Raw genomic sequence first — 21,036 nt, 5'->3', positions numbered from 1 at the left:
AAAAGAGACTGTTTACAAATCTTACAGTCTCCAAATTAATTCATATTAGAAGCTCTCTACTTCCGTCGTATTTGTCTTTTCAATATGTTCTACTTTACGTGCCTTATTTCTTGTCGCACGGTAAAACAGTAAACAAACAATCATAAATGGAATTCCGCAATACAATGCCATTCTTTGCTCTGGAATAAAGGCCATACCAATAATTACTGTTACATTTAATACTAGTGCAAGCAGTGGTACGAATGGATACAGAGGTGTTTTAAATTTCAATTCTTTCACATCCCCGCCCTGCTTTATGTATGACCTCCTAGCTAATAAGTTAGATAGAGCAATAGATGCCCAAACTAATATCGCCCCGAACCCAGCAATAGAAAGTAGCCATAAATAAACTGTATCTTCCGCATAAATACCTGATAGTAATGAAAGGCAACCTACAATTGTACTTACAATCAATGCATAAATAGGAACACCGTTTTTAGATAACTTACCAAAAATCGGACTAATCATTCCTTGATTAGACATAGACCATAGCATACGAGAAGTTGCATATAATCCTGAATTCGCAACGGATAGAACCGCTGTAATGATAACAAAATTTATAATATCTGCTGCATAAGGAATACCAATTTTATCAAATACAACTACAAATGGACTTTCTATTACTCCTGCTTGTTGCCAAGGGAATAGTCCAGCAAGAATAAAAATAGATAGTACAAAGAAAACAAGTATACGCCAAACTGTATTGTTAATTGCCTTCGGGATTGTTTTCTCTGGATTTTCACTCTCACCTGCTGCAATACCGACTAGTTCCGTTCCTTGGAAAGAAAAATTAACTGCAATCATCGTAATTAAAATAGCTGATAATCCATTTGGGAACAATCCACCATAATCAGTAAAACTAGAGAACATCGGTGCTGGCTCATTTCCTTTCATATCTAGAAAACCAAACATTGCTGCCCCGCCCAAAATAATAAATGCAATGATCGTAATTACTTTAATACTTGCAAACCAAAATTCAACTTCCGCAAAACTTCTTGAAGATAACGCATTAATAGCAAAGAGGAGTAACGCAAACACTACGCACCAAATCCATGAAGGTACATCTGGAAACCATCGCTTCATTAAAATACTAACTGCAATTAGTTCAATCCCTATCGTAGCTGACCAGTTTAACCATGACATCCATCCAACTACATAACCCGCTGCAGGGGAAATATGCTTCGTAGCATACGTTTGATAAGATCCTGCGTCAGGCATTGCAACAGCTAACTCTCCAAGACAGAGCATCGTTAAATACATAACAAATCCTCCAACAAGATATGCTACAATCGCTCCTCCAGGCCCAGCTTCATGAATTGTATACCCAGATCCTAAAAAAAGACCGGTACCAATAACGCCTCCAAGTGCAATCATAAATATGTGCCTGCTTTTCAATTCTCTTTTTAATCCTTGATTTTGATTCATCATATAAATCCCCCCTTTTCACTTTGTAAACCCATTTAATGTAAGCGTTTTTAAAATTATTCACCGTAAAAATAATGATTTAAAAGAGCAAAAATACACGTCACTTACATTAATCACTGCCTGTTACTAAAAGGTCATCCCTTACTGTTATTAATAACTTTTGATCAGCAATAGCTTGTCCTTCTACTACTTCTAATGATTCAATATAACCACTGATCCCTATCTTAATTTCTACTTTCTGTTTATCTATTGTTTCAATTAATGCTAATTTCTCCCACTCATATACGTAAGAACTTTCCGTAACAAATAACTTCTCTACTTTCCCGTAACAAGGACTATACACGCATTCTATAACCGTCTTCACTTTATACACTCCTCCTTCTTATTAGTTGGTACTGAAACGTTGCATATCCCTCCTTTAGATATATCAATTATTATTTATGCAAAATGCGTACCAATCTCCAATTCCTATTTAAAATGAAGGTTTCTCAAAAAAAAAACTTCATAACCGCAAAATTTTTCTATCATTTCAGAGATTTTAAAAGGAAAATAGCAAAAAATTTTTGCGATTTTATAAGAATTTTAATAAAATTATAAAAAGTCAGTCTTCATAGGGTGGAATGAGGAGAAGATAATCTATGCGTACAGAAGAAATTAATTTAAAACAGATCATTGAAATGAATATGCTATATGAAACTTTACTCAATGAACTCGACATCGGAATTCATATTATTAATGAGGAAAGTAAGACGATTATCTATAACCGCAAAATGATGGAAATTGAATCAATGGAGCGCTCAGATGTGCTATATAAAAGTCCTTTAGAAGTATTCGCATTTGAGGAAAATAAAAATAGTACTCTTATAGAGGCATTAAAATTTGGAAAAACAAAGAAAAATATAAAACAAACGTATTTTAACAATAAAGGACAAGAAATTACAACGATTAACGATACTTTCCCTATAATAGAAAATGGAAAAATTAAAGGCGCTATTGAAATATCAAAAGAAATTAGTAACTTAAAGCAAACGATAAAAATAGGTCCTTCTCGAAAACAAAGCACTAAATTTACCTTTGATCACATAATTGGTGATTCTGAAGCCATTCAATCAATCATTACAGAAGGAAAAAGAGTAATTCGTACATCTTCCTCCATACTTCTAGTAGGAGAAACAGGCACTGGTAAAGAACTATTTGCACAAAGCATCCATAATGAAAGTCAGCGTTCAACAAAACCCTTTATTTCACAAAACTGTGCCGCTATACCTGATACCTTAATGGAAAGCCTACTATTTGGCACAAATCGAGGTGCCTTTACAGGAGCAATAGATAAATCAGGCTTATTCGAAGAAGCAAACGGAGGAACTTTGTTATTAGATGAAATCAATTCATTAAGCCCAATACTTCAAGCTAAGTTGCTGCGGGCTATACAAGAAAAAACAATACGAAGAATCGGAGGTACACACGAAAAAGAAATTGATGTTCGCATTATAGCAACTATCAATGAAGATCCCTTTGAAGCCATCGCACATAATCGATTAAGAGAAGACTTATATTACCGATTAAGCGTCGTTACTTTATGTCTTCCGCCTTTACGTGAAAGAAAAGAAGATATTCCAGCTCTTGTTCAGCACTTTATTGAAAAATATAATACTCAATTCGGGCTCAACGTAACCGATGTAGATGTAAATGTAAGAGAATTTTTCTATGCATACGATTGGCCTGGAAACGTACGGGAGTTGGAACATATAATTGAAGGTTCCATGAACTTGATAGAAGATGAAACCATCATTACAGCGTTTCATCTTCCTACTCGCTTTCGCGAACGAATAAAAACAGAATTCAATATGCAACATGCACTAACTACTCACAATACTGATGCACCTAAAACTTTAAAACACACAATAGAAAAAATGGAAAAGAACTACATTAACCAAATTCTTAAAGAGAATCATGGCAACATCTCACAAGCTGCAAAATTTTTAGGATTAAGTAGGCAAAACTTACAATATCGAATTAAAAAACTGCATTTACACATATGAAATAAACATGTCTCCAAGTGTAAAAATAAATTGGTAAAATATGTTAAAATAAACATATAACATGCTAGAAAGGGGCTATATATATGAGTAATGATAAAAAATTAAAGTTATTACAATACTTATACTTTTTCCCTGCCATGCTCTGTATGATGTTATTCATTAATGCCGATGTAAGCAGCTCTCCTTATGCAAAGCTATTAGGAACAATTTTTGGCTCCTTTGCAGCTATTATGCTTGCTGCTTTTTGGAATTTGAAGATACGTATAAAAAACGAAAAATCTTCTTAATACTAAAAAAATCGAGCTACTTAGCCCGATTTTTTTATTTGCCATTAAAACTCAACATTCTCTAAATACAACCCACTTGCCTCAGCAAGACAATTAATTTGATTGCGCTGCTTTTCCTCTAAAATGTTTGGAATTGCTTCAACATCTAATTGTCCTAATCCAACTTCAATTAATGCCCCGACAATTTTTCTTACCATATTATGAAGGAAGCCGTTACCACTTACTCTAATTTGTACAAACCCTGCCTCTTCCATCACATCAAGTGTATATACTTCTCGAACCATGGATTTTTTCTTTGATTTCGCATTTGAAAAAGCAGTAAAGTCATGTGAACCAACTAAATGTTTTGCAGCTGCTTTCATGCTTTTCACATTTAATTTTTTATTCACATGCATGCTGTATTTACGCATAAATGGATTTGTATGCTCTTCATTCCAAATTTTATACAGATATGTTTTTGCTTTAGAATTGTAACGAGCATGGAAACGATCATGTACTTCTTCCACATTCGTAATGCTAATATCGTTAGGTAAATATTGATTTAAATATTTTTTCACTTTATGTTCCACTAACTTCTCATCACTTTGAAAGTTAGCAACTTGATTCAAAGCATGTACACCAGCGTCTGTTCTACTACAACCGATAATTTCAATTTCTTTTCCGACCATTTCAGATATGACACTTTCGATTTTTCCTTGAATTGTATTATCGTTATTACCGAGACGTTGCCATCCTTTAAAACGTGCGCCGTCGTACTGAATCGTTAATTTATAATTATGCATAATATTCTCCTTCATAGAAAATATTCCCTCATACCATGAGGGAATATTAATAAACTTTACTTTCTAACAAGCTTCACTACATTCTCAACATGCGCAGTATGCGGGAACATATCAACTGGTTGCACATACTCCACTTCATAGCTCTTCATTAATGCTTGTACATCACGTGCTAATGAAGAAGGATTACAAGACACGTACACAACTTGTTTCGGCTTCACTTTTAAAATTGTTTCCAGTAATTTATCATCGCAACCTGTACGTGGTGGGTCGACAACAATTACATCTGGACGCCATCCTTCTTTTACCCATTTCGGTAACCATTGTTCAGCTTTACCTGCTTCATATTTCGTATTTGTAAATCCGTGACGCTTTGCATTTTTTCTTGCATCTGCAATTGCTTCTGGAATTACATCCATACCACGTACTTCCGCTGCATCATTTGCAAGCCAAAGACCGATTGTACCAACACCACAGTACGCATCCACAATCTTCTCGTTTCCTGTTAACGCAGCTGCTTTTTTCGCTTCATTATACAAAACAACTGTTTGCTCTGGATTCAACTGGAAGAATGCACGTGCTGATAATTCAAATGATAAATCGCCAAGTGTTTCTTGAATGACTTCTTTTCCAGCTAATTTAAATGTTTTGTCGCCAAAAATAACAGATGTTTTACGCCAGTTTACATTTTGCATAATTGATTTAACCGCTGGCATCTGTTTTTGTACTTCTGCAATAAATTGTTCTTTATTTGGTAATTCTTCTTTTGTTGTAATAAGTGTAACTTGTACTTCCCCTGTTTGAACTGCAGTACGTGTTACAATTGTGCGTACTAAACCTTTTTGTTTTTTCTCATTGTAAATAGAAACATTTAATTTTTCTAAAATACGTCTTACAACTTTTGTCGCTTCATTCGTTGCTTTATGTTGAATCATACAGTGAGCGATATCAATTAACTGATGTGAGTTTTGTTTATATAGCCCTGTAATAACCTTTTCGTCTTTACGCCCCACTTGTAATTGACTCTTATTACGATAATGCCATGGATTTTCCATGCCAAGCGTTGGGCGAATTTTCTCTTCCATACTATTTTTCATGTACTTCTCAAATGCTTGTACAACGATATCACGCTTTTGATTCAATTGTTCTTTATAATCTAAATGTTGCAGCTGACAACCACCACACTCCTCATATACTGGACACGGTGCTTTCACACGATGCGGTGAAGCTTTACGAACTTTTTTCACTTTCGCTTCAGCGAAGCCACGCTGAATTTTCGTTGTTTCTGCAACAACTTCTTCTCCTGGTAATGCCCCTGGAATAAAAACAACTTGTCTCTTAAAATAACCAACGCCTTCTCCGTTAATCCCAAGACGTTTAATTGTCACAGGAAACGTTTGACCAACTTCCAACTTACTCTCATGTTGCTTTTGTATCATTATTACACCTCTACTCTATACTTTTCCATAAATATAACGCTGCATAACTGCAGTATGGTTCACACTCTTGTTTCACTTTTTCTAAAAATGCATCATCAGGTTTATCATCTAATTGAAATATACCTTGCACTGCACGCTGAATCCCAATGTCCGCTTTCGGGAACATATTTTTCCGTCCAAGCCCAAACATTAAAAAGTTTTGCACTGTCCATGCACCAATTCCCCTAATTGGCAACAATTGTGCTGAAATGTCTTCTTCCGTCCCATTTTCTATACTCGCTAAATTTAATGTACCACTGACAATACTTCGACCTAATCCTACTATATATTCAGCCTTTCGCTGACTAAACTTCTGCTCTCTCAATTCTTCTATTGAAATATTTGCTACTATTTCCGGAGTGGGGAAAAAGAATACACCGTTCTTCTCTGTTCCATACCGTTTCACAAATTGTTCTGTTAACACAGTAGCAAATTTCAAATTTATTTGTTGGTGAATGATACAGCGAAGCAGACAAGCAAAATAATCAAATTCTAAAATAATTGGAGTATAAGCATATGTTTCAAATAGTGGACGTAATGATGTGTTTAAAAAATGATTTTGTATATCTTGAAACGGTTCATTCCAATGAAAAATGGCCCTCATTCGTTTCATGACTTTCTCTGGATCTCCTGTCTGACTAGAAATCCAAAACTGTGGATTTTGAACAGTACCAATCCCTTGTAAGCGAACAACAACCTGTTCCTCGTCTATACAAAGCGGGATATAAATAACTTTCTCATCTAATTGAATGACGTTAAGAGGATCAAAAGATAAACGTTTTAATACTTCTTCAAAATGATACGGATACTCTAACGTAACATGTTCGCTCCACATACGTTTCCCCATCCTTTTTACACATCATTATAGCATGAGAAAACCGTAAGCATACATGCTTACGGTTGATTGCCTTTTACTAAGTCATCTAGACTTTTAAAATGATACCCTTTCTCGCGCAAATCATCAATGATTTTCGCAAGTGCTTCTGCATTATCTTTTGATATTGCATGAAGTAATAAAATAGATCCTGGATGAATCATCGTCATTACATTATTATGCGCATATTGCCATCCTCTTTGCTGATCCACTTTCCAATCCAAAAATGCAAGTGACCAAAATACATTATAATAGCCCATTTCTTTCGTAAGAGCTAACGTTCTTTCACTAAATACACCGCGCGGAGGACGTACATATTTCACTTCTTTTTGCCCAGTTACTTTTTTAATTTCTTCCGTTACACTCGTTAATTCTTCACGAAGTTTCTCATCATTTACCGCTGTAAAATCAGGATGACTCCAAGAATGGTTTCCAATAATATGTCCTTCATCCTTCATTCTTAACAATAAATCTTTTTGCGTTTTAATGTAATGCCCCGTTACAAAGAAAGTTGCTGGTACTTTTTTCTCTTTTAATACATCTAATATTTTCCCTGTGTATCCATTCTCATATCCATTATCAAATGTTAAATAAATATCTTTTTTCTTCGTATCTCCTAAATAAAACCCGCCATTTTTTTGTAATAAATCTGTATATAACTTTCCTGCATCTGGTACTGTTTCATTTTTAGGACGCGGGATTCCCCAGTTATGTGGAGTATTTGTATAAGCCAGTGCTGAAACTGGAACAAGTGCCATCATAATTGAAAAAATGAGACCGATATATAACCATTTATATTTCATAAATAGTCTCCTTTCCATATATAATCGTACTTGTAGTTTCTGTTGCTACGCATTCTTTCATGCTGAACATGTTTTTCTATATATACCAAAAAAATGCATCTCGAATCATTCGAGATGCATTTTTTATTTACTTAAATACTGGCTCTTTAAAGCTAGCTAATTTTTCAAGTGATGTTTTATCAACATCTGCATGTAAGCTATTACCATGAGAGTCCATCGTTACAACTGCTTTAAACCCGTCGATACGTAAATGCCACATTGCTTCTGGAATACCAAATTGTAAGAAATCAACATCTTTCACTTCTTTAATACATTCAGCATAATATTGCGCTGCACCACCGATTGCGTTTAAATATACACCGCCGTGTTCTTCTAAAGCCGCTAATGTTTTCGCACCCATACCGCCTTTTCCAATGACAGCGCGAATACCGAATTTCTTCATAATATCGCCTTGGTACGGTTCTTCACGAATACTTGTCGTTGGACCTGCCGCTTTAATTTGCCAATTGTCATTTTCATCTTTCACAACAACTGGACCACAGTGGTAAATAATTTGTCCATTTAAATCTACTGGACAATCATTATCCATTAAATGCTTATGGATTGCGTCACGACCTGTATACATCATGCCATTAATTGTTACAACATCACCAACGCGAAGTTCACGAATTTGCTCTTCTGTAATTGGTGCTTGTAATACAATCTCACGTTGCTCCGTTTTTTCTTGTACTTCATGCTGAAGTGTATCTTCACCTTCTTGATATAGCCAATCCATAATGTCTCCTGTTTCAGGATGGATTTTCACACCAAGGCGACGATATGCCCAGCAATTATACGCAACAGATACATAGAAACTAGCTGGCAAACGATTATAGACGCCAATTTTACAACCAAGTAAAGTTGTTTCTCCGCCAAATCCCATCGTACCAATGCCCAGCTTATTCGCATTTTCTAATACGTACTCTTCAAGATGTTGTAACTCTGGTACTGGATTGACATCATCTAATGTACGGAATAATTGATTTTTTGCTAATTCATAACCTGATGTGCGGTCTCCCCCGATACCAACACCAATTACACCAGCGCTACATCCTTGCCCTTGTGCTTGATATACTGCATGAAGAAGGCATTTACGAATCCCTTCTAAATCACGGCCAGCTCGTCCAAGTCCTTCTAGTTCACATGGTAAGCTATATTGAATATTTTTATTCTCACAGCCACCACCTTTTAGGATTAAACGTGCATCAATATAATCTTTTTCCCATTGTTCAAACTTAATCACCGGTGTACCTGGTCCTAAATTATTTCCACTATTATCTCCAAAAAGAGAATCAACAGAATTGGGACGAAGTTTACCATCTTTTGTCGCCCGCTCAAGCGCATTATAGATAGCTTCCTTCAACTTTAATTGATTCACACCAACTGGTGTATAAATTTTAAACGTTGGCATCCCTGTATCTTGGCAAATCGGCGAGATGTTATCATCAGCCATTTTAATATTATTTGTAATTGTGCCAAGTGCCATCGCAGAACGAGTCCCTGCATTTTCTCGCTCTTTCGCTTGTTGAATCGCACGACGAACATCTTTCGGTAAGTTCGTTGACGTTTCAACAATTAGTTGATACATGCTTTCTTGAAGCTTTTCCATTGTTACTTCCCCCTCAATTGTGAACGCTACCAAAACGTTATGAGCTGAAAATTCAATTGTTATGCTCTTTAGCTATTTATTTGTTTCACGCTATTAGAGCATAAATGAAATTTTTCACAACTTGATTATACCTCTTTTTCTATCGTCCTTCTATTACCCGAACAGAAAAAGGCTACCAAATTGGAATTGGTAGCCTTTTTAATATATTATTCGTCTTTTTTAAATTGCTCACATTTTAATTCTAATTCATCTAACATTGCAAGAAGACGATCTACATCTTCTAATTCTACTTCTTCAGGTTCAATTGTATCAATTACTTCAATGAACATATTTAAACGTTCTTTTAAATATACTAATTGTGTATCTTTATCTTGAATTGCTTTTCCCATGAAGGCACTCTCCTTTTAATTCGAGTTGCTTTTATTATACCGCAAAAACGATTGCTATGGGCATGAAATTTCATCAATTTTGTCACAGTCATCCACTATAATGTAAGCCCTCTCTCTTTCCATGCTAAAAAGTTTCACTTTATAAAAAGCACATATTCTTCTATTATAGAGAATGGACAAATTGTTATTTCAATAGTCAAAGGAGTATTTCATATGACGATATCACAAAAAATGAAGCCGATTACTCCTTCTTACGATCCATGGGAAGCGTATATGGACCTTGAAGAGTACGGCAAACTACTATTAACAAATGTTGAATTTACAACGACGACGTTATGCAACATGCGCTGTGAGCATTGCGCTGTTGGTTACACGTTACAGCCGAAAGACCCAAATCCGCTTCCGATGGATCTTTTATTAAAACGATTAGATGAGATTCCTCATTTACGTTCTTTAAGTATTACTGGCGGCGAACCTATGCTTTCAAAAAAATCCGTCGACAACTATGTAACACCACTCTTAAAATATGCCCATGAACGAGGCGTTCGCACTCAAATCAACTCTAACTTAACTATAGATTTAGCACGTTACGAACAGATTATTCCTTATTTAGACGTATTGCATATCTCTCATAACTGGGGAACAATTGATGACTTCGTTGAAGGCGGATTTGCAATGATGGAGCGTAAGCCTACTTACGAACAACGTGCAAAATTATTCGAAAGAATGATTACAAATAGTAAGGCTCTATCAGATGCAGGTGTACTTGTATCGGCCGAAACAATGCTAAACAAAAGAACTCTACCACATATTGAACATATTCACCGCCAAATCGTCGAAGAGATGGGCTGTAAACGTCATGAAGTTCATCCAATGTATCCAAGTGACTTCGCGAGTAATCTAGAGATTTTAACAAAAGCTGAAATTCGTGATGCGATTGAACATTTACTAGAAATTCGCGATGAAAATGTATGGATGCTATTTGGAACTTTACCTTTCTATGCTTGTAGCGATGACGAAAAAGACATAGCTACATTTAAAAAATTGCAAGAGAGCAAAAATGTAACTGTTCGTAACGATCCAGATGGTCGTTCACGCTTAAATGTAAATATTTTTGATGGTAATATTATCGTTACTGATTTTGGTGATGTTCCACTTCTAGGAAACATACAAACAAACACATTACAAGAAGCGTATGAAAAATGGAGCGCTTCAAAAACAGCAAAATCATTAAGCTGTCACTGTCCTGCAGTAAAATGTCTTGGACCAAATGTTCTTGTAAAAAACAGCTACTATCCGACAGAAGATTTCTTATCAAAAACAGCAAACATTACATTATAAAAAAAACGTCAGCTTATAAGCTGACGTTTTTTTTGTTATTGCGAGTGAGAAGAAGAAATAAATTTAAAAAACAAATGATCATGAATTGGAATTGCCGCTCCAATTCCTTGAGAAGTAATATTTTTCACAACAAGTCTTTTTTGATTTCCCTTTAATACAAGATACACTTCTCCAAATGTTACTTTTCCCTTTTCATTTACTGCTGGTGTATAAGCGTATAAATATCCGAGTTGACTCGGACTAATATTATACACACGCTCATGTCCAGTACCATAACCAATAGTTGTTTTAAACGAAAGGGGCAATTGTACTTTTTCAAGCGCTTTGAGAAGCATCATTTTTTTCACATCTGCAGCATCTTTCATATCTGCTGTTAAATCGCCTTCAACCGTCTTTTGTGTTTCTTGCTTATAGCGAAGTGGATACAAACGGTCTCCTCCGCGATTATCATACACATTTCGATTCACTTGTTTATATTCCCAATTAATCGATGTGTCTACTGATTCATAATGTAAAGCCCATTGACCTAAATAAATTTTTGCCCGATACCCTACTGCAAGCGGAGCATTTGAAATTGTCGTTTCATTAAACATCCGAATTAAGTCTGGATTTTCAATTTTAATATTAGCCGTTTTCAATAGCTCTTGAGCAAATTTACTTGGTTGTAAACGTGGCAAATCTTGCGCATCATTTGGAAATGTATTGTCTTTTGAAATATTTAAAACAGATGAAGGCATTTTTGTTCCTACTGTTGTCTTTGCAAAACTCATGTTAGGAAATAATAAAATAAACGAGACCATAGTTGAAAGACATATGCTGTATACTCGTTTCACCTGTCTGGCTCCTTCCTATGTAGGTATATATACTACTTCGTTTATTGTTTTCTCTGAGTGCAATTGTTATGCCTATTTTTCATAATAAATAAAAACCAATTCCCATAATGACATACGCCGCTAGTAAAGTGCCACCTTCAAACCAGTTTGTATCTCCATCATTGGAAATCGCAATCGTTAAGAAAACGGCTGTAATCATAGACACAAGTTCTGGTATGGTAAATACTAAAGGCATCCTTTGCGCGAAGAACATAGATAGCAATACTAATACAGGAGCAACAAACATGGCGATTTGTAATGTAGAGCCTATTGCAATTTCGACTGCAATATTTACTTTATTTTTATAAGCCATAATAATTGCAGACGCATGTTCCGCTGCATTCCCAACAATTGCAACGATAATAACCCCTATAAATAACTCTGACCAACCAAATGACTTTGCAACAGTTTCAAAAGTATGTACGAGTGCCTCTGACACATAAGCTACTGCCAGTGTTGCTATTGCTAAAATAAGGAGCGCCTTCCCTTTTGACCACTCTGGCTCTTCTTCATGCGCTACTTCGTCACTTTTATGTTGATATACACCACGGTGCGTAACTAACTTAAATAGTAATGCAGCAAGGTACATGATAATCATAATAATAGAAACACCTATACTTAATTGATACGTCTTGCCAGCGTCCATCTTCATTGAAAAGATCTCTGGAATAACAAAGGCCACAACAACAGCAAATATTAATAAAGCTGAATTATGCCTTGCATCATATACATTAAAACTTTGTCTTTTGTATTTAAGACCTCCAACAAAGAAAGATAACCCTCCTACCAATAATAAATTTCCAAGTACAGAACCGGTTAAAGAAGCTAACACCACTTCAATTAACCCTGCTTGAAGTGCAAAAATTGAAATGATAAGTTCAACAGCATTACCGAAAGTAGCATTTAATAATCCGCCTATTCTAGGACCAGAAACAATTGCTAGACTCTCTGTTGCTCTCCCCATAAAACCAGCTAATGCGATAATCGTAATACAATACACAGCGAACATAATTGTTTCTGGCCAATGAAGTGTTTTTCCAAGTACAGATAGTGGTACACCTATAAGCGCTACTATAAGAAATATTTTATTAAACATGCTTTTCATCCTTCCATCGTATGTATTTCTCCTCAATATTATTATTATTCTTCTCCTAACTTGTCCGATTTCATCACAATTACGTTTAAAAAATCGGATTGAAGAAAACAGTATGAAAGATATTTAAATTATCTTGTTTAAACAGACAGAATTATAAATTGTGAAAAGGGGTTAAAATTATGCACTTAAAAGAAAAAATCGCAACTATTATTCAAGGTCAACGTACTGGTGTATTATCTACAGTACGAAATGAGAAACCTCATAGCGCCTTTATGATGTTTTTCCATGAAGATTTTGTACTATATGTTGCAACAGATCGACAATCAAAAAAGATAACAGATATTGAACAAAATCCTAATGTCCATGTACTACTCGGACGAGAAGGAAAAAAATTAGATGAAGATTATATTGAAGTTGAAGGGTTAGCTTCAATCGAGGAAGACTCAACATTAAAAAACAAGTTTTGGAATAATAGCTTAAAACGTTGGTTACTCGGTCCTGAAGACCCTAATTACGTATTGATCAAAATCAATCCCGACACAATTTATTACATTGATGGTGCGGGTACGACGGAGCCTGAGTTTTTACGACTATAAAATAAAACAAGCCCCCCCTTAGGTGGGCTTGTTTTGTCGAAAAGTTCTTTTAAAAAAAATAATAAAATAGGTGGAACTTTCCAAAGATTCTGTTATATAATAGCAGTAACTTAAATAAACTGTATTAAAACAGATTGAGAGGAGAAATAAAATTGATGAAGAGAGAAGAACGCAAAAATATGATTGAGTTTATTGAAAAGAAAAAAGGGATTGAGCGTGACGAATTATTGTTTATGACAGACGATGAAGTAGAACATATTTATAATGTAACGTACTTTTTATATGAGGAAATTGCAGAGTAGTATAATAATCCCCACCTTATTAAAAATATAAGGTGGGGATTATTTCGTTATTTAGCCCACTATTTACAGGCAGTAAAACTCCCACCTTAAAATTCAGGTGGAGCAAGAAGTTAAGTTGAAGTCGTGCTTCCTATAAAGCTCAATTGCTTCAACTTTATACATGAGAATCATTTTCATGTATAATACTGTAAGATTGGAGGAATTTTACTATGAGTTCGTGGCTCTTATTTGCACTATTATCAGCAATTGCTGCTGCCCTTGTATCGATTTTTGGAAAGTTTGGTTTAGACGGCATCGATGCAAACGTTGCAACAACAATTCGATCTATTATTATGGCATTATTTATGATAGGCGTTATTATCATACAAGGTAAATTTCAAAATATCGGCGACGTACTGCTAAATAAAAAAGCACTGCTATTTATCACATTAAGTGGGATTGCAGGTGCTTCTTCATGGCTATTTTATTTTCTTGCCCTCAAAACAGGAAAGGTTTCACAAGTAGCTCCTGTCGATAAATTAAGCGTCGTATTTTCTATCATTCTCGCTATGATTATCCTCGGTGAAAAGTTAAACTTTATGACCGGCGTTGGTGTAGTCTTTATTACAGCTGGTGTATTATTTATTGCTTTCAGCTAAAAAAACCGCTATTAGCGGTTTTTCTTTTTCTTTATGTACAACCATACAACACATGTAACAACTGCTGAAATTAATAAAATCCATATTCCATAATGATGTAAACTATACTCAACGAAGCGCCACTTCTCGCCTAATTTCCAGCCAAGCCCAATAAAAACACTTATCCAAATGAGCGCACCACCGTAAGCGTACAAACAAAAACGCCAAAGTGTCAAATTTGATACCCCAGCAAAATATGCTGTTAAATGACGTACGCCCGGTATAAAATAACCAATCATTAAAAGAAATGGCCCATATTTTTCAAATAAAATATGTGTTTTTTCAATGTGATGTTCTTTAATTCTAATTTTCGGCCCATATTTCTTTAAAACAGGGAGCCCAAGTTTTAAACCTAATATGTAGCTTAACGTGATCCCTAACATCGCACCAGCCATCCCACTTAAAAAAGCAGCAGTTCCTGACATAACTCCTTTTGAAACATTATAACCAACAAAGGTCAATAAAAACTCGTCTGGTATCGGTAATCCGACAATCCCACCAGCTAAAGCTATAACAATTCCAAAATAGCCATAATGCGCGATTAACTCGCCAATATGTTGTTCCATTCGGAAGACACATCCTATGCACGGTCGTTATTCCACATTGTACCCTTTCTATCTTTAAGGCAAACATGGTATACATATTCACTATACATTGTTTTTATAATGAACTCTACTTCTATTCTTTCCTTTAACAGAGATAAAGGAAAACTTTACTCAGTGGGAGTTTTGTTCATCCTCTACTAATTATTAACCTATGCCAATCTTGCTTTTACAGACATCCCGACTCCACATAACTCACTTACATTCACCAATTTTGAGATTAGATTCTTATTGCCCGCAAATAACCCGATAAAAAATAAAAATTCATATGCGTGTTTTTTTGTTACAATAAAGGAAAGTTACTTTTCGCAACGGTTTAACTCTCAAGAAAAATGATATATCTAGCAAAAACATAGTTTGGTCTATATAATGCAACTTCTACCTATTAAAAGAACATACACCCTTTTACATACAACATCATTTTTCTAAATTATACAGGGGGGAACGAACATGACCATTGAAAATCAATTTATTCAAAAAGTTTACTATAAAACATTTTTAACAGAAGAAACTTCTACTCCTGCATCGGAAATACTCGGTGAAGCATATATAAATGAATCTAAAAATGAATTCTCCAACATTTCTAATATTCGATTTGCTCAAGGTGAATTTTATTATCAAAATAAAGATTTTGAAGCAGCTATATTTAAATGGGAAAAAGTAAATAATGCTCTTGCACTTTGGGCGACAAAAAATATTGCAGATGCTTATTTTGAACTAGGATTCTTACCAAAGGCAGAAGAAATTTATCAATCTATTCAAACGGAAGATACGACTCTTACGATGGAGGTTTCCTTACAACTTCTTTCTCTTTATATCGAACAAGATCGTTTAGGACTCGCTTTTAAGACGATTAGTGAAGCTGTTGCATTCCAACCGGATTACCCAAATATTACTGCAATTGCACGTTCTTTCTATGAAAAACAAGAAGATTGGAACAACGCTATCGAACTAGCTGTTCAAGAAGGTATCCGAACACAATCTTTACACTGGTTTGATACGTTAATAACTTACATAAACAAAGGATTTACAAAAAACATTAAGCCTGAATATTTCTATGAGTCTTTAAAAGCTCTATATGCTGTTGATCAAGCTCAATTTAAAGAACTTGTTATTGCTCTTTGGAATAGCTATCAACATGAATCCTTATACCTTCCTTGGATTCAAAGTATTAATCATTTATTCTTGCATATTGAAACAGACAATAATGACGATTGGAATGAAATTTCTACTCGCTACCAAGAAACATACTTTGCATTAATTACCGGAAATCATTTTATGCATGAATTAAACGGACTTGTACCAAATCTATTAACAAATTGGTTCAGTTTAACGAAAGCAAAAGATTCTCTAGTTGTCTCTGCAGCAGTGTTAGCATGGAATGAAGTCTCACCTACAACTTTAGAATCATTACTCGTAAAAAGTGCTGGATCCTTACTTTCTAATACATCAGCTGAAGCAGATGTAAATATGGAAACAGTTTCTCATTTATTCGAAACAATCGCTGTATGGGCTGAGAAAAATGATGTAGATTTAAGTCATCAATTTACGCTACTCGTCCATGAACTATGTGATTTAAATGTCACACCAATACTAATAGCTGGAACTAGTGACCATGATAAAACATCATTTGTTAATTCAATATTAGGAGAGAACATCTTAACTGAAACTTTAACAACTCCTATTCTATTTAAAGACGCTAGTCAAACTGAAATAACAGAATTTACCGATTTAGATATAAGAAATATCCCTAACCTTGATGAATTCCATCAAATAACGGCTACATCTGCTCAGTCAGAACTTGAGAAAAAATGTATAGAAATTAAGCTACCAAGTAGGTTTTTAAGAAAAAATAAGTTTACATTTCTTATTACACCATCCATTCAAGGACAATTGGATAAAAACAATGCATACTTTGAATACTTACAAGCAGCAGATAGCCTTGTATACGTATTAAATTCTTCTTCACCATTGCATAGTCAAGAAATTGATACGTTAATTTATTTACGTGAACAAGTACCAAACTTACAAATTCACTTCGTATCACACACAAATAATACGACTACTAATGAAAAACTAATTAGTAAACTTAAAGTACATTTTCCAGATGCACAATTCTTCCCATACTCTCCTTCGCAAGAGAGTAGCCAGCAACTTGGAGATGTAACAGAATCTATTCTTTCTAATCTTGCAAAACGCGATGTAGAAAAAGAACGTATAGAAAAGCTAATATGGTTTACGCAAAAGACAATTGCTTATCTCATAAATGAACGTGTGGAATTAGAAAATACATTAGTAAAATCCGTACGCTGGAATAAACACATCTCAGTGAAACTTACTGGATTTATTAATAACCTTACTGCTCTTGAAAAAGATAAAATTCGCTCTATTACCGAATCCTATCTTTTAACGAAAGAAGAAATTACACGAGATATACATTCTCAAATCCCTGAATTATTACAGAGCTGCTCTGATCTTGTTCAAGAAGATAGTGATTTCAAACTAGTTCATGAAGAATTAAATGCTGCAATGAATGAACGAGTTCAAAAGCATGTACAACAGGTACTTCTTCCTAAATTTACTGGGTCTATTCAAGAATGGATTGAAACAGCACATAATGAATTTATTCAAGCTCAAGCTTATTTAGATGAAATGAGTGAAACGTTTAATAAATTATATAAAGAAGAACGTATGAAACTTCCTTGCGATTTCAAATTATTAGATGATTGGAATCGAGATGTTGTACGAATGACAAATCGAATTACAGTAACGAACATCAATATTTTATTACGCTTTACACCGACACAGTTTTTCTTAAAAAGTGCCGGAAAATTATTTGGTAATATGCAAAAAAACCAATCTATGCTCGCCAACAAATATAAACAATATATTGAAACAGAAGACTATACAGAAATTGCTCACACAATTTCAAAACAATTCTTCCTTCAATTTGAAGTATTTGAAGGTGCATTAGAACGTGATATCATGATGTTCTTCAAAGATCCACTTAATATATTGAAACAAAATGTAGATGCAGCTCAACTTGAGATAAAGGAAGACGAGCAAACATTAGCAACGCTAAGAAGCAATCCAGAAACATATCATGATCCTTTGGCGTTATTTAAACTACAATTGCTACAACATAAATTCGTTTTAAGTACTACAAAGAAACATGAAAATATGTTCGTATCTAACGAATCTCCTACTGTTTAACAAAAAAACCAAGCAAACTAAAATTTGCTTGGTTTTTTACTTTATTATTTTCATATGTTCAAACGGATAATAAATGCCTGCTAACTTTCCTAACACATCTTCTCTATCAATAAAACCTAAACCATTTCTACTATCTTTACTTATTAAGCGATTATCTCCCATAACAAAAATCTTATTTTTAGGAACTGTAATCGGTCCAAAGTCCTCTGTTAAATTCATAAGTTTTTTTTCTGCTTGTTTTTTATTACTATCCAAATACTCTTCATCTTTCACTTCAGAATTTACATATAATTGATCATTTCTCATCTCAATTATATCTCCAGATAATCCAATCACTCTTTTGACATAAAAATTATCTGTTTTCACAACAATAATGTCTTCTCTCCCATAGCTTTCAAATTGTTTTGCTAACTTATTAACAATTACCTTATCTCCATCTTGCAACGTTGGCCTCATAGATGCTCCTTTTACAGTCGTAGGGAAAAACACAAAAATTTTCGCCAAAAACACCAATAAACATGCAATTGCAATAGTTCCAAAGAATTCACGCCAACGTTTTTTCTTTTGCATCATTTCACCATCTCATCATCTTTTTACTTTTATTATAAATAATACAACCGATATTTTTCTACAAAATTCTGAATTATAAAATTATAATATTAGAAATTTCAAAATGGTAATACTGATCAAATTAAACAAGCAAAAAAGATACTCTCAAAATAGTCTATCCACTATTTTGAGAGTATCTTTTTATAATCCCACATATACAATACACATTTGAGCAGCTACATATGTAAACCAAATCCAAAGTGGCCCATACTTTAATTTACGCCCTCCGATATCTGTCACGCCAATAATAAAATCAGAAATCACAAACAGTAAACCACCAAACGCTGGTATCCACCATATTCCTGTATTTTCATAATATAAGGCGAATGCAAAGCAAGCCATTCCTCCAACCCACAATCCGTAAATTAGAGCTCCTATCGTAAACAATTTATCCTGTTTATCATTTCGGATAAAGAAGAACCATCCTACAATTAGAAAGAGCCCATATACGAGTAAACCAATCCAAAAACCATTCCACGAAATTCCTGTTTGCAAAAATGCTTTTACATAAAAACAATGAGCAAGAGCGAAAGTAACCATCCCTCCAATTAACCTGTGACCAATTGGAATCAGCCCAGCCATAAACAAATCTCCCACAGTCGATAAAGTCATACCAAGTGCAACCCACGTACTATACTCTACAGATGGATCTTGTAACCATATCCAAATTGCACTACCTGTTAAAGAAAAACTAAGAATAAGACGGATTGCTAAAGGTAACGGCATATTATCTTTCGTTCTTTTTGTCTGCCGCATTGCATAAATTGCACCAATTAAAAAAAGAAGTATTTGCCCAATTAACACCACGTAAAGTAGATTCATAATATGTTCTCCTCAATAAATGCTTTTTGTATCTTTTTTCGTTACACTTAGTCTATTATCCTTTTTCTATAAAAAAAGAAGAACAGTACTGTTCTTCCATTGTAATCGCTTTTCTGCTTTCTATGCTACTTGTTTTTCTTTCTCTATTTTTTGCTTAGCTGGCGTCCGATTTACCACAATAATTCCCGCGGCTACACATGCTAAACCGAGTAACACAAATGAATGAATTGCTTCACCTAAAATCATGCTCGATAATAACACACCAAATACGGGTATAAAGAACATATACATAGATACTTTTCCAACCTTATTGTACTTCATAATTGTATTCCAAATGCAAAAACCAGCTGCAGATAAGAAAGATAAATAAATCAGCATAAGTAGTGCATGTAGACTAAATGTAAATGGCATGACTCCAACTTGTAAAGCCCCTATACATAATAATCCTATAGAACCAAACATCATTTGGTATGCTGTCATATAGCCAACATCTAATGTTTTACTACCTTCTTTTGCTAATATGTTTCCATATGAATACAGCATTGCTGCACTAAGAAGTAATAAGCTTCCGATTCCAAAATGAAATGATAAGCTACCATCACTCGGCACATTTACTAAAACGACGCCACAAAAACCAATCGATACCCCAATTATTTTTCTTATATTGAGAGCATCATCTTTATATAAAAAATGGGCGAGTAAAATTTGAAAGAATGATGATGTCCCTGAAATGATAGCTCCTTCAATTCCTGAACTATAACTCATTCCAATGTAAAAACAGATATATTGAAGAAACGTTTGGAATAAACCAATTTGTATTAACTGTTTCCCCGTTCCTTTTTTGAAGCTCATATCTTTTCCTAACACTTTAAAGAATAATAAGAGCATGACTCCAGATAACAAGAAACGATAACCGGCAAATAATATTTGTTCTCCAACTTCTTGTGGTTGAATTCCAAGTTCAGCATAACTTAACTTAATAAAAGGAAATGCGCTTCCCCATAAAAAAGTTGCTACTATTGCAGCAATAAATACGCCAATCGGATGGGTAAAAAATTTCTCTGTCTTCACTTGTTGTCTTCCTTTCCGACCTTTTTATGAACAATATTCATATATACCAAAGGAATTGCGAAAACACAAGT

General features: G+C 34.4%; 21 protein-coding genes. 7 read left to right on the top strand and 14 right to left on the bottom strand.

Annotated features, from left to right (window positions below; genetic code table 11):
* Positions 1-45 precede the first annotated feature (45 nt).
* The gene (locus tag DN399_RS02490) at positions 46-1,467 is read right to left on the bottom strand and encodes an amino acid permease (RefSeq protein ID WP_000981860.1); all 1,422 of its coding nucleotides are present in this window, start codon (positions 1,465-1,467) and stop codon (positions 46-48) included.
* Positions 1,468-1,573: 106 nt separating this feature from the next.
* On the bottom strand, positions 1,574-1,828 hold the full coding sequence (locus DN399_RS02485; RefSeq protein ID WP_000859480.1) for a biotin/lipoyl attachment domain-containing protein: 255 nt from the start codon (positions 1,826-1,828) through the stop codon (positions 1,574-1,576).
* 274 nt (positions 1,829-2,102) lie between these two features.
* Between DN399_RS02485 and DN399_RS02480 the strand changes: the two genes are divergently transcribed.
* Both DN399_RS02480 and DN399_RS02475 read left to right on the top strand, forming a co-directional pair.
* Positions 2,103-3,506: a sigma-54 interaction domain-containing protein gene (locus tag DN399_RS02480; RefSeq protein ID WP_001258445.1), complete on the top strand. Its 1,404-nt coding sequence runs from the start codon at positions 2,103-2,105 to the stop codon at positions 3,504-3,506.
* Between the two features lie 83 nt (positions 3,507-3,589).
* Entirely contained in the window at positions 3,590-3,793 is a 204-nt protein-coding gene (locus DN399_RS02475; protein ID WP_000063860.1) for a hypothetical protein, read from the top strand.
* Between the two features lie 44 nt (positions 3,794-3,837).
* Here DN399_RS02475 and truA read toward each other — a convergent pair whose 3' ends face one another.
* The 6 genes from truA to DN399_RS02445 form a co-directional block, all read right to left on the bottom strand.
* On the bottom strand, positions 3,838-4,575 hold the full coding sequence (truA, locus tag DN399_RS02470) for a tRNA pseudouridine(38-40) synthase TruA (protein ID WP_000553119.1): 738 nt from the start codon (positions 4,573-4,575) through the stop codon (positions 3,838-3,840).
* A gap of 56 nt (positions 4,576-4,631) precedes the next feature.
* Entirely contained in the window at positions 4,632-6,011 is a 1,380-nt protein-coding gene (rlmD, locus tag DN399_RS02465; RefSeq protein WP_000615206.1) for a 23S rRNA (uracil(1939)-C(5))-methyltransferase RlmD, read from the bottom strand.
* Between the two features lie 10 nt (positions 6,012-6,021).
* The gene (locus DN399_RS02460) at positions 6,022-6,885 is read right to left on the bottom strand and encodes a DNA-3-methyladenine glycosylase family protein (RefSeq protein WP_000269422.1); all 864 of its coding nucleotides are present in this window, start codon (positions 6,883-6,885) and stop codon (positions 6,022-6,024) included.
* Positions 6,886-6,944: 59 nt separating this feature from the next.
* Positions 6,945-7,727, bottom strand: a complete 783-nt coding sequence (gene pdaA / locus DN399_RS02455; protein WP_000875956.1) for a delta-lactam-biosynthetic de-N-acetylase — start codon at positions 7,725-7,727, stop codon at positions 6,945-6,947.
* A gap of 127 nt (positions 7,728-7,854) precedes the next feature.
* Positions 7,855-9,375 (bottom strand): class I fumarate hydratase, encoded by a 1,521-nt coding sequence (fumA, locus tag DN399_RS02450; protein ID WP_000413523.1) that lies wholly within the window; start codon positions 9,373-9,375, stop codon positions 7,855-7,857.
* 206 nt (positions 9,376-9,581) lie between these two features.
* A complete protein-coding gene (locus DN399_RS02445) occupies positions 9,582-9,764 on the bottom strand; it encodes an SE1561 family protein (RefSeq protein ID WP_000513558.1) in 183 nt (60 codons plus the stop codon).
* Positions 9,765-9,977: 213 nt separating this feature from the next.
* Here DN399_RS02445 and yfkAB point away from each other — a divergent pair, with 213 nt between their 5' ends.
* The gene (gene yfkAB / locus DN399_RS02440; RefSeq protein ID WP_016125372.1) at positions 9,978-11,105 is read left to right on the top strand and encodes a radical SAM/CxCxxxxC motif protein YfkAB; all 1,128 of its coding nucleotides are present in this window, start codon (positions 9,978-9,980) and stop codon (positions 11,103-11,105) included.
* Between the two features lie 35 nt (positions 11,106-11,140).
* Here yfkAB and DN399_RS02435 read toward each other — a convergent pair whose 3' ends face one another.
* On the bottom strand, positions 11,141-11,938 hold the full coding sequence (locus DN399_RS02435; RefSeq protein ID WP_002083605.1) for a YfkD famly protein: 798 nt from the start codon (positions 11,936-11,938) through the stop codon (positions 11,141-11,143).
* Positions 11,939-12,017: 79 nt separating this feature from the next.
* On the bottom strand, positions 12,018-13,073 hold the full coding sequence (gene cax / locus DN399_RS02430) for a calcium/proton exchanger (protein ID WP_000482133.1): 1,056 nt from the start codon (positions 13,071-13,073) through the stop codon (positions 12,018-12,020).
* 179 nt (positions 13,074-13,252) lie between these two features.
* Between cax and DN399_RS02425 the strand changes: the two genes are divergently transcribed.
* From DN399_RS02425 to DN399_RS02415, 3 genes are all read left to right on the top strand, one after another.
* Positions 13,253-13,669 (top strand): pyridoxamine 5'-phosphate oxidase family protein, encoded by a 417-nt coding sequence (locus tag DN399_RS02425; RefSeq protein WP_000550220.1) that lies wholly within the window; start codon positions 13,253-13,255, stop codon positions 13,667-13,669.
* A 155-nt stretch (positions 13,670-13,824) separates the two neighbouring features.
* Positions 13,825-13,971, top strand: a complete 147-nt coding sequence (locus tag DN399_RS02420; protein ID WP_000817786.1) for a BH0509 family protein — start codon at positions 13,825-13,827, stop codon at positions 13,969-13,971.
* Positions 13,972-14,180: 209 nt separating this feature from the next.
* Complete coding sequence (locus tag DN399_RS02415; protein ID WP_000100295.1) at positions 14,181-14,609, top strand: EamA family transporter; 429 nt, start codon at positions 14,181-14,183, stop codon at positions 14,607-14,609.
* Between the two features lie 11 nt (positions 14,610-14,620).
* Here DN399_RS02415 and DN399_RS02410 read toward each other — a convergent pair whose 3' ends face one another.
* Positions 14,621-15,214, bottom strand: a complete 594-nt coding sequence (locus DN399_RS02410; protein ID WP_000434878.1) for a DedA family protein — start codon at positions 15,212-15,214, stop codon at positions 14,621-14,623.
* Between the two features lie 486 nt (positions 15,215-15,700).
* Here DN399_RS02410 and DN399_RS02405 point away from each other — a divergent pair, with 486 nt between their 5' ends.
* Complete coding sequence (locus DN399_RS02405) at positions 15,701-18,463, top strand: tetratricopeptide repeat protein (RefSeq protein ID WP_149149311.1); 2,763 nt, start codon at positions 15,701-15,703, stop codon at positions 18,461-18,463.
* Positions 18,464-18,499: 36 nt separating this feature from the next.
* On the opposite strand, the gene lepB is transcribed toward DN399_RS02405, so the two are convergent.
* The 3 genes from lepB to DN399_RS02390 form a co-directional block, all read right to left on the bottom strand.
* Positions 18,500-19,036, bottom strand: a complete 537-nt coding sequence (gene lepB / locus DN399_RS02400) for a signal peptidase I (RefSeq protein ID WP_000983310.1) — start codon at positions 19,034-19,036, stop codon at positions 18,500-18,502.
* Positions 19,037-19,213: 177 nt separating this feature from the next.
* Complete coding sequence (locus tag DN399_RS02395; RefSeq protein ID WP_149149310.1) at positions 19,214-19,894, bottom strand: lysoplasmalogenase; 681 nt, start codon at positions 19,892-19,894, stop codon at positions 19,214-19,216.
* A gap of 120 nt (positions 19,895-20,014) precedes the next feature.
* Positions 20,015-20,965, bottom strand: coding sequence for a DMT family transporter (locus DN399_RS02390; RefSeq protein WP_000845697.1), 951 nt, complete (start codon positions 20,963-20,965; stop codon positions 20,015-20,017).
* Positions 20,966-21,036 lie beyond the last annotated feature (71 nt).

It is taken from the genome of Bacillus sp. AR4-2 (genome assembly GCF_008274865.1).
GTDB classification, from domain to species: Bacteria; Bacillota; Bacilli; order Bacillales; family Bacillaceae_G; genus Bacillus_A; species Bacillus_A cereus.
This window is presented reverse-complemented; position numbering and strand designations above follow the sequence as displayed.

What these genes read in the sequence shown, in the direction of transcription:
- pdaA (WP_000875956.1), bottom strand. Translation starts at nt 7,727, where the DNA reads ATGAAATATAAATGGTTATATATCGGTCTCATTTTTTCAATTATGATG.
- DN399_RS02480 (WP_001258445.1), top strand. Translation starts at nt 2,103, where the DNA reads ATGCGTACAGAAGAAATTAATTTAAAACAGATCATTGAAATGAATATG.
- cax (WP_000482133.1), bottom strand. Translation starts at nt 13,073, where the DNA reads ATGTTTAATAAAATATTTCTTATAGTAGCGCTTATAGGTGTACCACTA.
- DN399_RS02415 (WP_000100295.1), top strand. Translation starts at nt 14,181, where the DNA reads ATGAGTTCGTGGCTCTTATTTGCACTATTATCAGCAATTGCTGCTGCC.
- DN399_RS02395 (WP_149149310.1), bottom strand. Translation starts at nt 19,894, where the DNA reads ATGAATCTACTTTACGTGGTGTTAATTGGGCAAATACTTCTTTTTTTA.
- DN399_RS02445 (WP_000513558.1), bottom strand. Translation starts at nt 9,764, where the DNA reads ATGGGAAAAGCAATTCAAGATAAAGATACACAATTAGTATATTTAAAA.
- DN399_RS02420 (WP_000817786.1), top strand. Translation starts at nt 13,825, where the DNA reads ATGAAGAGAGAAGAACGCAAAAATATGATTGAGTTTATTGAAAAGAAA.
- DN399_RS02490 (WP_000981860.1), bottom strand. Translation starts at nt 1,467, where the DNA reads ATGATGAATCAAAATCAAGGATTAAAAAGAGAATTGAAAAGCAGGCAC.
- DN399_RS02475 (WP_000063860.1), top strand. Translation starts at nt 3,590, where the DNA reads ATGAGTAATGATAAAAAATTAAAGTTATTACAATACTTATACTTTTTC.
- DN399_RS02410 (WP_000434878.1), bottom strand. Translation starts at nt 15,214, where the DNA reads ATGGAACAACATATTGGCGAGTTAATCGCGCATTATGGCTATTTTGGA.
- lepB (WP_000983310.1), bottom strand. Translation starts at nt 19,036, where the DNA reads ATGATGCAAAAGAAAAAACGTTGGCGTGAATTCTTTGGAACTATTGCA.
- fumA (WP_000413523.1), bottom strand. Translation starts at nt 9,375, where the DNA reads ATGGAAAAGCTTCAAGAAAGCATGTATCAACTAATTGTTGAAACGTCA.
- truA (WP_000553119.1), bottom strand. Translation starts at nt 4,575, where the DNA reads ATGCATAATTATAAATTAACGATTCAGTACGACGGCGCACGTTTTAAA.
- yfkAB (WP_016125372.1), top strand. Translation starts at nt 9,978, where the DNA reads ATGACGATATCACAAAAAATGAAGCCGATTACTCCTTCTTACGATCCA.
- DN399_RS02405 (WP_149149311.1), top strand. Translation starts at nt 15,701, where the DNA reads ATGACCATTGAAAATCAATTTATTCAAAAAGTTTACTATAAAACATTT.
- DN399_RS02460 (WP_000269422.1), bottom strand. Translation starts at nt 6,885, where the DNA reads ATGTGGAGCGAACATGTTACGTTAGAGTATCCGTATCATTTTGAAGAA.
- DN399_RS02425 (WP_000550220.1), top strand. Translation starts at nt 13,253, where the DNA reads ATGCACTTAAAAGAAAAAATCGCAACTATTATTCAAGGTCAACGTACT.
- rlmD (WP_000615206.1), bottom strand. Translation starts at nt 6,011, where the DNA reads ATGATACAAAAGCAACATGAGAGTAAGTTGGAAGTTGGTCAAACGTTT.